Annotated in this window: 10 protein-coding genes; 7 read left to right on the forward strand and 3 right to left on the reverse strand. The window is 74.9% G+C overall.

All coding sequences use genetic code 11. The annotated features are described in order from the left end of the window. Together AB0K65_RS09205 and AB0K65_RS09210 are read left to right on the forward strand one after the other, a co-directional pair. Positions 1-888, forward strand: a complete 888-nt coding sequence (locus AB0K65_RS09205) for an SDR family oxidoreductase (protein WP_365715140.1) — start codon at positions 1-3, stop codon at positions 886-888. Between the two features lies 1 nt (position 889). Beyond that, positions 890-1,774 carry an SDR family oxidoreductase gene (locus tag AB0K65_RS09210; RefSeq protein WP_365715141.1) on the forward strand — a complete coding sequence of 295 codons (885 nt, stop codon included), beginning with the start codon at positions 890-892 and terminating at the stop codon, positions 1,772-1,774. A 64-nt stretch (positions 1,775-1,838) separates the two neighbouring features. Here AB0K65_RS09210 and AB0K65_RS09215 read toward each other — a convergent pair whose 3' ends face one another. Continuing rightward, complete coding sequence (locus tag AB0K65_RS09215) at positions 1,839-3,506, reverse strand: ankyrin repeat domain-containing protein (protein ID WP_365715142.1); 1,668 nt, start codon at positions 3,504-3,506, stop codon at positions 1,839-1,841. A 189-nt stretch (positions 3,507-3,695) separates the two neighbouring features. Then, the gene (locus tag AB0K65_RS09220) at positions 3,696-4,580 is read right to left on the reverse strand and encodes a hypothetical protein (protein WP_365715143.1); all 885 of its coding nucleotides are present in this window, start codon (positions 4,578-4,580) and stop codon (positions 3,696-3,698) included. A gap of 141 nt (positions 4,581-4,721) precedes the next feature. Between AB0K65_RS09220 and AB0K65_RS09225 the strand changes: the two genes are divergently transcribed. Beyond that, a complete protein-coding gene (locus AB0K65_RS09225) occupies positions 4,722-5,519 on the forward strand; it encodes a serine protease (RefSeq protein WP_365715144.1) in 798 nt (265 codons plus the stop codon). A gap of 116 nt (positions 5,520-5,635) precedes the next feature. Here AB0K65_RS09225 and AB0K65_RS09230 read toward each other — a convergent pair whose 3' ends face one another. Beyond that, complete coding sequence (locus tag AB0K65_RS09230) at positions 5,636-7,390, reverse strand: beta-galactosidase family protein (protein WP_365715145.1); 1,755 nt, start codon at positions 7,388-7,390, stop codon at positions 5,636-5,638. 84 nt (positions 7,391-7,474) lie between these two features. Between AB0K65_RS09230 and AB0K65_RS09235 the strand changes: the two genes are divergently transcribed. The 4 genes from AB0K65_RS09235 to pepN are packed head-to-tail and all read left to right on the forward strand — an operon-like array spanning position 7,475 to position 12,390. Further along, entirely contained in the window at positions 7,475-8,362 is an 888-nt protein-coding gene (locus AB0K65_RS09235) for an AraC family transcriptional regulator (protein WP_365715146.1), read from the forward strand. A gap of 11 nt (positions 8,363-8,373) precedes the next feature. Further along, positions 8,374-8,679, forward strand: coding sequence for a chorismate mutase (locus AB0K65_RS09240; protein WP_365715147.1), 306 nt, complete (start codon positions 8,374-8,376; stop codon positions 8,677-8,679). After that, positions 8,679-9,836 carry an asparaginase gene (locus AB0K65_RS09245; RefSeq protein ID WP_365715148.1) on the forward strand — a complete coding sequence of 386 codons (1,158 nt, stop codon included), beginning with the start codon at positions 8,679-8,681 and terminating at the stop codon, positions 9,834-9,836. Before AB0K65_RS09240 ends, AB0K65_RS09245 begins: the two co-directional genes overlap by 1 nt. A gap of 55 nt (positions 9,837-9,891) precedes the next feature. After that, a complete protein-coding gene (gene pepN, locus AB0K65_RS09250) occupies positions 9,892-12,390 on the forward strand; it encodes an aminopeptidase N (protein ID WP_365715149.1) in 2,499 nt (832 codons plus the stop codon). Positions 12,391-12,553: the final 163 nt, after the last annotated feature.

Raw genomic sequence — 12,553 nt, forward strand, 5'->3', positions numbered from 1 at the left:
ATGGAGCTGGACGGGAGGGTCGCCGTCGTCACCGGCGGCACACGCGGTGTGGGCGCCGGGATCGCCCGGGCGTTTCTGCGGGCCGGAGCGCGGGTCGTCGTCTGCGCCCGCAGACCTCCGGAGGCGCCGGTCGAGGACGGGGGGCGGCGGGCCGACTACGCCCCGCTCGACCTGCGGGACGCGTCGGCCGTCACCGGCTTCTTCGCCGGTGTCGCGGAGCGGTACGGACGGCTCGACGTCCTGGTCAACAACGCGGGCGGAACGCCCTACCGGCTGCTCGGCGGGGGCGGCGGAGGCGGCGGCAGCGGGGGTCCCGACCGGCGGGAGAGCGAGGCGGCGCGGCACGCGCGGGTCGTCGCGCTCAACCTGACCGCCCCGCTGACCGCCACCCTCGCCGCGTACGAGCCCCTGCGCGCCGCCCGGGGCTCGGTCGTCATGATCGGCAGCGTCAGCGGGACGCGGCCCTCGCCGGGCACGGCCGCCTACGGGGCCGCGAAGGCGGGCCTGGAGAACCTGGCCCGCTCCATGGCCGTGGAGTGGGCCCCCGACATCCGGGTCAACACCCTCGTCGTCGGCATGGTCCGCACCGAACTGTCCCACCTGCACTACGGCGACGAGCACGGGGTCGCCGCCGTCGGCCGGACCGTCCCGCTCGGCCGTCTGGCCGACCCGTCGGACGTCGGGGAGGCGGCCGTCTTCCTCGCCTCGGATCGGGCCGCGTACGTCTCGGGGGCCTCACTGCTGGTGCACGGGGGCGGGGAGCGGCCCGCCTTCCTGGACGCCGCGAACGCCGACGCCGGGAACGCCGACACCGCGCACGCCGACGCCGGGAACGCCGACGCCGTGAACGCCGACGCCGTGAACCCCGACAAGGAGAGCAGGAGCTGAGATGACCGGTACGGGTATGTGCGAGGGCCGGGTCGTGATCGTGACCGGCGGCGGACGGGGCCTGGGACGGGCCCATGCGCTCGCCTTCGCCGCGGAGGGTGCGAAGGTCGTCGTCAACGACCTGGGGGTGGGCCTCGACGGCGCCGCTTCGGCCGGGTCGCCGGCCGCACGCGTGGTCGAGGAGATCCGGGCGACGGGCGGGGACGCGGTGGCCCACGGCGGCGACATCGCGACGGGGGAGGGCGCGGCCTCGCTGATCGCCACCGCGCTCGACGCGTACGGACGGCTCGACACCCTCGTCAACAACGCCGGCTTCCTGCGCGACCGGATGCTCGTCAACCTCGACGAGGACGACTGGGACGCCGTCGTGCGGGTGCATCTGAAGGGGCACTTCCTGCCGCTGCGGCACGCGCTCGCCCACTGGCGGACGGAGGCGAAGGCGGGCCGCCCGCCGGTGGCGCGGGTCGTCAACACCACCTCGGGCGCGGGGCTGCTGGGCAGCGTCGGGCAGGGGAACTACGCGGCGGCCAAGGCCGGGATCGTCGGGCTGACGCTGGTGGCGGCGGCGGAGACGAGCCGGTACGGCGTCCAGGTCAACGCCGTCGCCCCGGCGGCCCGGACCCGGATGACCGAGCGGGCCTTCGCGGACCTGGCGGGCGTCCCGGAGGACGTCTCCCCCCTGGTGGTCTGGCTGGGTTCGGCCGCCTCGGCGGGGGTGACCGGCCGGGTCTTCGAGGCGGAAGGCGGCCGCATCACCGTCATGGAGGGCTGGCGCCTCGGCCCCACGGCGGACAGGGGAGCGCGCTGGACGCCCGCGGAGGCGGGGGAGGCGGCAGCGAAACTCCTGACCGCGGCGGAGAGGCCGCGAGCGGTGTACGGAGCGTAGGGCGAGGGCCGGCCCTGCCTGCCCCGCGCCGGCCGGCCGCTGCCAGGCCGGCCGGGGGCTCCGGTCATCGGCAGCGCGGGCTCGTCCACTCCAGCCGGTTCCTGACGCGCTCGTCCCGCACGAATTCCAGGGCGGCGAGGGCCGTGTCACGGGCCGCCGAGTCCGGCGCGCCGTCCGCGAGGAGGGCCGCCAGCGCGTCGGGCGCGCGGGGGTCCTGGCGCATGGCCAGGCCACGGGCCGCCTCGGCGACCACGTCCGGGTCCGGGTCGCCCAGCCTGGCCGCCAGCGCCTCGCGCAGGACGGGGGTGTCCCCGGGCACCTCCGCGAGCGCCAGCGTCGCCCAGTCCCGCACGCCCGAGTCGTGGTCCCCGCTCAGCGCGAGGAGCGTGTCGAGGGCCCGCGCGTGCCCGGCCGGTACGAGCCCGGTGAGCGCCGTCCCGAGCGCGCGCCGCACCTCGGCGTCGGGATGCGCGGCGAAGGGCAGCAGCTCGCCCAGCCCGGCCGGCTCCCCGCCCGCCTCCCGCCGGTCCCGCGCCGAGGGCGCGACCCGCCCGAGCGCGGTGACCACCGCCAGCGCGGGCTCACGCGCCGGGCCACCCACGGTCGGCCGACTGCCCACGGTCGGCGCCCCGCCGAGGGCCGGTCCGCCGCCCACGCCCCGCCCGCCGTCCACGGCCGGTCCGCCGCCCACGCCCCGCCCGCCGACTCGGTCGCCCGGCCGGTCGGCCGCTCCCGCCCCGTGCCAGGGAGGCCCGTCCCCCGTCAGGGTCTCGGTCGCCAGGCGGCGCAGGACCGGGAGGGCGCGGTCGGCGAAGCCGTCCAGTGCCCCCAGGACGTACGCGCCGAACGCCCGGCGCGGGGCGTCGTCGAAGGCGCACCAGGCGGCGGCCGCGCGGAAGGTCTCCTCGTCGCCGCGGGCGGCCAGCGCCGCGACCGCCTCGGTCCAGTCGTCGAGGTCGGGGTCGCCGCACCGCAGGGCCCGGGCGGCGAGTTCCTCGTGCGGCACGCGGACGCCGAGCGAGGTCTCCAGGAGGGTGGCGACGGCGGCGTGACCGGTCTGCTGTTCGTCGCCGCTGCCCGGGGCGCCGTCCGCGCGCAGCAGGTCGACGACGACGGTGATCCCCCCGTCCTCCCGGACCCGGCGCACGACGGCCTCGTACGGCTGGGAGCCGTGCGTGTCGAGCAGCCCGCGCAGCACGGCCCCCGCGACGTCCACGCCGATCCAGCGACGCGCCTCGCGCAACGCCTCCTCCCGGGCACCGGCGCCGTGTTCGAGGAGCGCCCGCACGCTCGACGCGGACCCGCGCCGGGCGGCGGCGACGAGCGGCGGCAGGCCGTCGGGCCCGGGCCGGTCAGGGGAGGCGCCGTGTTCCAGGAGGGCCCGGACGGTCTCGGCGTGGCCGAGCCGTACGGCCCACGCCATGGCCGTGAAGCCGTACGCCTCCTCCTGGTCGGGGTGGGCCCCGGCGGCGAGGAGCGCCCGCGCCACCTCGGCGTGTCCACCGCAGGCGGCCGCGCACAGGGCCAGGTCCCCGCCCTCCGCGCCGCCGCCCCGCGCGGGATCGGCGCCCGCCGCGAGCAGCACCCGTACGATCCCCGCCTCGTTCGCCAACGCGGCCCGGTACAGCGCGGTCTCCCCGCCCTCGTCGGCCTCGGCCCGCTCCCCGCTCCGCAACGCCCGTACGACGGCGTCGACATCACCGTCGTGGATCCCCTCGAACAACGTGCTCATCCACCGACCCTCACCCGGGCCGGCCGAACGACGCAAATCATTACGTCCCGACGCCTTCAGGTCATCGCGCTCGTCACGCCGTCGGCGGCCTCATGCCACCCCATGTCACCGCGGACCGTCCCAGGCCATCCCCTGCCGCCCCGCACCGGGGCGTGCCGGCGCGTGCCGGTCGCGTGCGCCGCGCCGGCCTCACGTCTCGCACGCGAGCAACGTCCCGCACACCCGGCACCTGGCCCGGAGCCTGCGCCCGGTCGGCACCCGGAGCCGCTGCCAGCAGACCGGGCAGGGAAAGGAGACCCGCATCGACCGCCCCGTGCCCTCGAAGGCGTACGAGGCGTCCGTGCCCGCCTGGCCGTACCGCCGCTCCTTGGAGTAGCGGTGCCGCGCCGCCCACCCCGCCGTCTCCAGCGGCGGCCGCCGCCCGTCCCGGGAGGCCAGCTCCCGGCCCCGCGCCCACGCCTCGTACCCCGCGACGCTGGTGAACCAGGGCGAGGGGTCCTCACCGAAGACCTCCGCGCGCTTGGCCAGGACGTAGCCGAACTCCTCCGGCGTCAGATAGCCGAGCTTCTGGCTCGACACCTCGTCCTCCCGGTAGGCGTCGAGCAGCAGCCACCCCGCCCCCAGGTAGGTGGTCACCACGTCCGTGAGGATCTCGTTCTCCCGGACGTCCGCGAAGTGCAGGCCGAGCCGGTGCAGCAGCACATGGGTGATCTCGTGGGCCAGCGCCGCCCCCACGTCCCTGCGGTGCCGCCGGAAGCGGTCGTTCAGCTCGATGAAGTACTCCGGTCCCGCCGCCAGCTCGACGCTCGCCGCGTGCTCCATCGCGCGGAAGCTCACCACCATCCGCGCCCGCGGCAGACCCGGCAGCCCCAGGTGCCCCACCAGCGCGGCGGCCACCCGCTGCGCACCCAGATGGAGCTCGTCGTCGTCCCCGAAGGCCACGTCCGCCGCCGGCACGCTCGTCGCGTACCGCCCTACTCCGTCCGCCGACAGTCGGCGGTACAACGCGGTGATCGCGGCCCGGACCGTGTCGAGATGCGGAAACCCGTGGACGACTTCGTTACCGTTCGGCACGCCGGACCCCCTTCCTTCCACTCTACGGGCCCCCGGGCTTCGTTCGCCTGGCCGAAAACGGGTGCTTGTGGGCCCCAGGAGCCCTTGCCCATAATCCGGACCACGCCTTGACGGGCTCATGCCATCAAGGCTCAACCCCCCATGAAAGGCAGTCACTTGCAGAAGAACAGGATCGTCCGCGCGCTCCAGAGAATCGCCGCCGCCGGTGCCGTCGTCCTCGCCGCCGTCAGCCTCCAGCCCAGCACCGCCTCCGCCGCGCCGGCGCCCGTCGTCGGCGGCACCCGCGCCGCCCAGGGCGAGTTCCCCTGGATGGTCAGGCTCTCCATGGGCTGTGGCGGCTCGCTGCTGACCCCGCAGATCGTGCTCACCGCCGCCCACTGTGTGAGCGGCTCCGGCAACAACACCGGCATCACCGCCACCGCCGGAGTCGTGGACCTGCAGAGCAGCAGCGCCGTCAAGGTCCGGTCGACCAAGGTCCTCCAGGCCCCCGGCTACAACGGCAAGGGCAAGGACTGGGCGCTGATCAAGCTCGCCTCGCCGATCACCACGCTGCCCACCCTCAAGATCGCCGACACGACCGCGTACAACAGCGGCACCTTCACCGTCGCCGGCTGGGGCGCCACCCGCGAGGGCGGCGCGCAGCAGCGCTACCTGCGCAAGGCCACGGTCCCGTTCGTCTCCGACGCCTCCTGCCAGGCGTCGTACGGCAGCGACCTCGTGCCCAGCGAGGAGCTCTGCGCCGGCTACAACCAGGGCGGCGTCGACACCTGCCAGGGTGACTCCGGCGGCCCGATGTTCCGCCGCGACAACGCCGGCGCCTGGATCCAGGTCGGCATCGTGAGCTGGGGCGAGGGCTGCGCACGGCCCGGCTACCCCGGCGTCTACACCGAGGTGTCGACGTTCGCCACCGCCATCAAGTCGGCCGCGGCCACCCTCTGACGCACCGACGGCACCACCCGTACGCCCGGGGGCTGTACCCGCGCCGGGCGTACGGGCCCGTCGGCGGGCCCCCCTACGCCGGCTCCACCCGGGCCCGGTCCGCCGGCGGGACCCTCTTACGCGAGCTCCACCCGAGGCTCCGGCCCGCCGCCCTCCAGCTCCAGCACCCACACCTCGTTCGCGCCCTCCCGCAGCACCGGCCCGGGCGTGAACAGCGAATCCTGCGGGCCCACCTCCCAGTACCGCCCCAGACAGAAACCGTTGACCCAGACGAAACCGCGCCCCCAGCCCGGCAGCGAGAGCGCCGCGTCACCCGGACGCCCGGCCACCTCCACCACCGCCCGGTACAGGCCCGGCTCCGTCCCGCCCCCGGCCACCGGCCGGAACGGCACCTTCCGTACCGCCTCCGGCGTGAAGGCGTCCAGCCGCAGCCCGCGGGCGCGCACCCCGTGCACGTACTGCCGCTCGTGCCGCACCCCGCCCGTGATCCCCTTCGCCTCCGCCTGACGCGGCCCGTAGTTCACCCGGCCCAGCGACTCCACCCACAGCTCCACCATCGCGGGCCCCGCCACCGGCTCCGCGAGCACCGCGTCCTCGGCCGTCAGCACCCCCGCCCGCACCCCGTCCACGTACACCACCGCCCGGTCGCGCAACCCGGCCACCGACAGCGGGTACGGCTGCCGGGGCCCCGGAATCTCCAGGCGGTAGCGGACAAGACCCCGGTCCACCCCCAGCTCCTCGAACGTCGGCGGCAGCGGACCGCTCGCCTCCGCGTCACCCAGGGCCTCCAGGACCTCCGCCGCCGGCGCCCACTGCGCGGCAGCCGCCCCCACCGCACCCGCGATCCGGCGCGGAGCCGCCGGAACCTCCGGCAACGGCCCCTCCGCGAACTCCGCGAGCACCTCACGGAACCGCCAGAACTTCTCCGTCGGCAGCCCCGCCTCGTCCACCGGAGCGTCGTAGTCGTACGAGGTCACCGTCGGCAGCAGCTCCCCCTCGTGCAGCGCGCCGGCCCGGTTCGCCCCCGCCCACCCGGCGAAGTTCGTCCCTCCGTGCGCCATGTACAGATTGACCGACGCCCCGCACTCCAGGATCTCCCGCAGCGCCACCGCCGCGTCCCCGGCGTCCCGCACGGCACGCTCCGTCCCCCAGTGGTCGAACCAGCCGCACCAGAACTCCATGCACATCAGCGGCCCCGACGGCTGGTGCCGCCGCAGGGTGGCGAACGCCTCCCGCGCCCCCGAACCGAAGTTCGCCGTGGCCAGCACCCCCGGCACCGAACCGCCCGTGAGCATGTGGTCCTCCGGCCCGTCCGACGTGAACAGCGGCACGCTCACGCCGAGGCCCCGCAGCAGCCCCGCGACACGGCGCAGATAGCCCCGGTCGCAGCCGTAGCTCCCGTACTCGTTCTCCACCTGCACCATGACCACCGGGCCACCTCGGTCGACCTGCCGCTCCACCACCTGCGGCAGCAGCCGGCCGAACCACCCCTCCACCTCGGCGAGGTACTCCGCGTCGTCCGTCCGGACCCGCCGCCCCAGCCGGCCCGTCAGCCAGTGCGGAAGCCCGCCGTTCTCCCACTCGGCGCAGATGTACGGCCCCGGCCGCACGATCGCCCACATCCCGGCCCGCCCCACCGCGTCCAGGAAACGGCCGAGCGCCGCCACGTCCCCGTACCGCCCCGGCTCCGCCTCGTACAGGTTCCACGGGACGTACGTCTCCACACAGTTGAGCCCCATCGCCCGGAGCATCCCCAGCCGGTGCCCCCACTGCTCCTCGTGCACCCGGAAGTAGTGCAGCGCCCCCGAGAGCAGCCGCACCGGCCGCCCGTCCAGGAGGAAATTCTCGTCACCCACAGCGAACGTGCTCATGGCGTCACCCTCGCCCTCTGGCGGCGGACCGGTCCATGGACAAAGATCGTCGCTGTTTGGACGGAAGAGAGGCAGGGACGGCGGATGTACCACACCTGGATGCGCTACTTCACACCCAGCCCGGTCCACCACCGCCTGGGCCTCGTCTGCCTCGGCGTCGGACTCCAGCACGGCGCCCTGCCGACCGTCGGCCCGCGCACCCTCGACCACCACGTCGCCGTCGTCGTCAGCGCAGGCAGCGGCTGGTACCGCGCCCCCGACGGCCGCCGGACCACCATCACCGCACCCGCCCTGATCTGGCTCACCCCCGGCGTGCCCCACCACTACTCCGCCGACCCCGTCACCGGCTGGGACGAGAGCTTCGTCGACTTCGGCGGACCCGCCACCGCCACCTACACCGAACTCGGCTACATCGAACCCGACCGGCCCGTCGTCCCGCTCTCCGACGCCGCCGGCGCCCGCGCCGCCGTCGGCCGGATCGCCCGCGCCGCCCGCCGCGGCAACCCCCTCCTCGAAGTCGAGACCGGCGCCGCCGTCCACGAGCTCCTCGTCGCCCTGCGCAGGGCACGCGCCGACACCACCGCCGACGGCGACCCCGTCCTCTCCGCCCTCGCCCGCGACGCCTTCCAGCCCCTGTCCGTCGCCGAGCACGCCGCCCGGCACGGCATGACCCCGACCGAACTGCGCACCGCCGTCCGGCGCGCCGCCGGATGCAGCCCCAAGGACTACCTCCTCTCCCTCCGCCTCGGCCGCGCCAAGGAACTCCTCGCCGCCACCGAACTGCCCGTCGCGGCGGTCGCCCGCAGGGTCGGCTACGACGACCCGGCCTACTTCTCCCGGCTGTTCACCCGCCGGGTCGGCACCGCCCCCATCCGCTTCCGCGAACAGCAGGGACGGACCGTGCCGGGAGGCTGGAGCAACCGCGTCCCGCATCCCGACCACCCACCGACGATCGGCTCCCGATCCGTCTAAGCTCGCTGCTCATGAGCGAGATCGACGAGACCGTCCGAGCGGAACTGAACCGGCTGCGCGAGAGCATCGACAACATCGACGCGGCGGTCGTCCACATGCTCGCCGAACGCTTCAAGTGCACCCAGCAGGTCGGCGTCCTCAAGGCACGGCACCAGCTCCCGCCCGCCGACCCGGCCCGCGAGGCCCGCCAGATCACCCGGCTGCGCGAGCTGGCCGAGAGCGCGAAGCTCGACCCGGCGTTCGCCGAGAAGCTCCTGAACTTCATCATCGCGGAGGTCATCCGCCACCACGAGACCATCGCGGACGGAGCACGCTGATGGGCCGTGTCACGGTCTTCACGCTGGGGGGCACCATCTCGGCCCGGGGCGGTGACGCCACCCGGATGACGGGCACGGAGGTCCTCGCGGGACTGGGCCTGGCGAAGAGCCGGAGCACGGGAACGGGACCGGGGCACGGACCGGGCGGGGGACCGGGCTCGGAGCAGGGCGCGGGCCCGGTGTCAGGCGCGGAAGCCGTACCCGGTGCGGAAGCCGTACCCGGCGCGGGGCCGGCCCCGGAGCCCGGCGCGGGGCCGGCACCCGGCTCTGATGGCCCGGACGTGCGGCTGCGCGACTTCCGGCGCCTCCCCAGCTCCTCCCTCTCCTTCGAGGACCTCGCCGCGCTCGCCGACGAAGTCCGCCGGACCGTGGCCGAAGGCTCCGGCGTCGTCGTGGTCCAGGGCACGGACACCCTGGAGGAGACCGCCTTCCTCCTCGACCTGCTGTGCGCCACGAGCGAACCGGTCGTCGTCACCGGCGCCATGCGCCGGCCCGACCTGCCCGGCGCCGACGGCCCCGCCAACCTCGCCGCGGCGATCGCCGTCGCCGCCGACCCGGCCTGCCGCGATCTCGGCGTCCTCGTGGTGTTCGCGGACGAGATCCACGCCGCCCGCCACGTCCGCAAGACCCACACCACCTCCGTGGCGACCTTCGCCTCACCGGGCGCGGGCCCGCTCGGCTCGGTCGTCGAAGGCGAACCGCGGATCCTCCTCCGGCCCTCCCGGCCCGCGGCGCTCTGCCCCCTGCGGCTCGACCCCGCCGTACGGGTCGCCCTCGTCACCCTCTCCCTCGGCGACCGCGGCGAACTCCTCGACGGCCTGGAGACCCGCTTCGACGGCCTGGTACTGGCCGCCTTCGGAGCCGGACACGTCCCGACCTGGCTCATCGAGCCCCTGGAGACCCTGGCGGCCCGCATCCCCGTCGTCCTCGCCTCCCGCACCGGCGCCGGCGCCATCCTCACCCACACCTACCGCGGCCCCGGATCCGAACACGACATCCTCCACCGCGGCCTCATCCCGGCCGGCGCCCTCGACCCCGCCAAGGCCCGCCTCCTGCTCCACGCCCTCCTCTCCAGCGGCGTCGCCGGCCCCGGCGGCTACGACCGCCCCCGCATCACCGCCGCCTTCACCCACCTCACCGGCACCGCACGGGCGTGAAGGGAGAACGCGGGCCCCCCTCCCCGCGGCCCCGGCCATCAGGCAGCATGGGCCCATGTCCGTACTGACGCGCGACGAAGCGCAGACCCGTGCCCAGCTCCTCGACGTCCAGCACTACGCGGTCGAGCTCGACCTCACCACCGGAGACGAGACCTTCGCCTCCGCGGCCGTGATCCGGTTCACCGCCCGCACCACCGGGGACACGTTCGTCGAGCTGAAGCCCGAGGCCCTGCACTCCGCCACGCTCGACGGCGTCGCCCTCGACCCCGCCACGCTGGCCGGCAACCGGCTCCCGCTCCCCGGCCTCACCGCCGGCGAGCACGAGCTGCGCGTCACCGCCGAGATGCGCTACTCCCGCACCGGCGAGGGCATGCACCGCTTCACGGACCCCACCGACGGCGAGTCCTACACCTACACCCAGCTCTTCATGGAAGACGTCCAGCGCGTCTTCGCCGCCTTCGACCAGCCCGACCTCAAAGCCGTCTTCGAACTGTCCGTCCGCGCCCCCGAAGGCTGGACCGTCCTCTCCAACGGCATCACCGAGCGCCGGCCCGACGGCTCCTGGAAGGCCGCCCCCACCCCACCGATCTCCACCTACCTCGTCTGCGTCGCCGCGGGCCCCTGGCACTCCGTGCGCACCGAACACGCCGGCCTGCCCTTCGCCATCCACTGCCGCCGCTCGCTGGCCCCCCACCTCGACGCCGACGCCGACGAGATCCTCGACGTCACCAAGGCCTGCTTCGACCGCTTCCACGAGATGTTCGAGGAGCCGTACCCCTTCGACTCCTACGACCAGGCCTTCGTCCCCGAATTCAATGCCGGCGCCATGGAGAACCCCGGGCTCGTCACCTTCCGCGACGAGTTCGTCTACCGCTCCGCCGTCACCGTCACCGAGCGGCAGACCCGGGCCATGGTCATCGCCCACGAAATGGCCCACATGTGGTTCGGCGACCTCGTCACCCTGCGCTGGTGGGACGACATCTGGCTCAACGAGTCCTTCGCCGAGTACATGGGCTACCAGACCGTCAACGAAGCCACCCGCCGCTTCCCCGACACCTGGGTCGACTTCGCCATCGAACGCAAGGCCTGGGGCTACGACGCCGACCAGCGGCCCTCCACCCACCCCGTCGCCCCCGACCCCGCCGCCGTCCCCGACACCGCCTCCGCACTGCTCAACTTCGACGGCATCTCCTACGCCAAGGGCGCCTCAGCCCTCCGCCAGCTCGTCGCCTGGATGGGCGAGAAGGACTTCCTCGCGGGGATCAACGCCCACTTCAAACGGCACAAGTTCGGCAACGCCACCCTCGCCGACTTCATCGACAACCTCGCCTCCGCCACCGACCGCGACGTGCACGCCTGGGCCGAGCGGTGGCTGCGGACCACGGGCGTCGACACCCTCACCCCGCGACCGGACGTCGAACCGGCCCGCACCACCCTCACCGTGCGCCGCGACGGCAGCCGCCCGCACCGGGTCACCGCCGGCCTCTACGACCGCGACCTCATCGACGGCCGCCGCCTCGTCCTGCGCGACCGCCTCGACCTCGACATCACCGACACCCCCACCGGACCCGTCGAACTCCGCGGCCCCCGCCCCGCCCTGATCGTCCTCAACGACGGCGACCTCACCTACGCCAAGGTCCGCCTCGACGAGACCTCGCTCGAGACGGCCCTGCGCACCCTCTCCGGCATCCCCGACGCCCTCACCCGCGCCGTCGTCTGGAACACCCTGCGCGACATGGTCCGCGACGGCGAACTCGAACCCGCCGCCTACCTGGAGACGGCCCACGCCCACCTCCCCGAGGAGACCGACCTCGCCATCGTGCAGGGCGTCCTCACCTTCGCCCGCACCCAGATCGCCGACCGGTACGTACCGGCCGACCAGCGCCCCGCCGCCCTCGCCCTCATCACCTCCCTGGCCCGCGACCTCATCCGCCGGACCGAGGACGGCTCCGCCCCCGGACTGCGCCTGACCGCCGTCCGCACCTTCATCGGCAGCGCCACCCAGCCCGACACCATCGCCGCCTGGCTCGCCGAGGGAACCGTCCCCGGCGGCCCGGAGACCGACCCCGAACTGCGCTGGCGGATCCTCGCCCGCCTCGCCGTCCTCGGCGCCGTCGACGAGGCCGCGATCGACCGGGAGCTGGCCAGGGACCCCAGCGCCACCGGCCAGGAAGGCGCCGCCCGTTGTCGCGCCGCCCTGCCCACCGCGCAGGCCAAGGCCGCGGCCTGGTCACGTCTCTTCGACACGGACGACCTGTCCAACTACCTCTTCTCCGCCACCGCCCAAGGCTTCTGGCAGCCCGAACAGGCCGAACTGGTACGGGAGTACGTCCCCCGGTTCTACCCCGCCGCCACCGCCCTCGGCGCCCGCAGAGGCCCCGCGATCGCCGAGGCCGCCGGCCGCCACGCCTTCCCCGCGTACGCGGTCGACGCCGACTCCCTGGCCCTCGGCCACGCCCACCTCACCGACGAGACCCCGATCCCCGCCCTCCGCCGCAAGCTCGTCGACCAACTGGACGACCTCGCCCGAGCCCTCCGCGTCCGCGGCGCCTGACGCTCCCGCCCCGCCCCCGGACCACCGGAGGCGGGGCACCCACCCACCGGCCCCCGGGACCATCCGAAGCGGACCCGCCACCGGGCCCCCGGCGCGCGCCCGCCCCGGGCGCGCCGTCCCTCGTTCGGGTTGCATGCCCACGCTCATCGGACAAACCCCCGGA

Source organism: Streptomyces sp. NPDC053755 (assembly GCF_040677675.1).
GTDB lineage: Bacteria > Actinomycetota > Actinomycetes > Streptomycetales > Streptomycetaceae > Streptomyces.

Coding starts and splice junctions, on each gene's coding strand:
- AB0K65_RS09205 (WP_365715140.1), top strand. CDS start 1: ATGGAGCTGGACGGGAGGGTCGCCGTCGTCACCGGCGGCACACGCGGT.
- AB0K65_RS09210 (WP_365715141.1), top strand. CDS start 890: ATGACCGGTACGGGTATGTGCGAGGGCCGGGTCGTGATCGTGACCGGC.
- AB0K65_RS09215 (WP_365715142.1), bottom strand. CDS start 3,506: ATGAGCACGTTGTTCGAGGGGATCCACGACGGTGATGTCGACGCCGTC.
- AB0K65_RS09225 (WP_365715144.1), top strand. CDS start 4,722: ATGAAAGGCAGTCACTTGCAGAAGAACAGGATCGTCCGCGCGCTCCAG.
- AB0K65_RS09230 (WP_365715145.1), bottom strand. CDS start 7,390: ATGAGCACGTTCGCTGTGGGTGACGAGAATTTCCTCCTGGACGGGCGG.
- AB0K65_RS09235 (WP_365715146.1), top strand. CDS start 7,475: ATGTACCACACCTGGATGCGCTACTTCACACCCAGCCCGGTCCACCAC.
- AB0K65_RS09240 (WP_365715147.1), top strand. CDS start 8,374: ATGAGCGAGATCGACGAGACCGTCCGAGCGGAACTGAACCGGCTGCGC.
- AB0K65_RS09245 (WP_365715148.1), top strand. CDS start 8,679: ATGGGCCGTGTCACGGTCTTCACGCTGGGGGGCACCATCTCGGCCCGG.
- pepN (WP_365715149.1), top strand. CDS start 9,892: ATGTCCGTACTGACGCGCGACGAAGCGCAGACCCGTGCCCAGCTCCTC.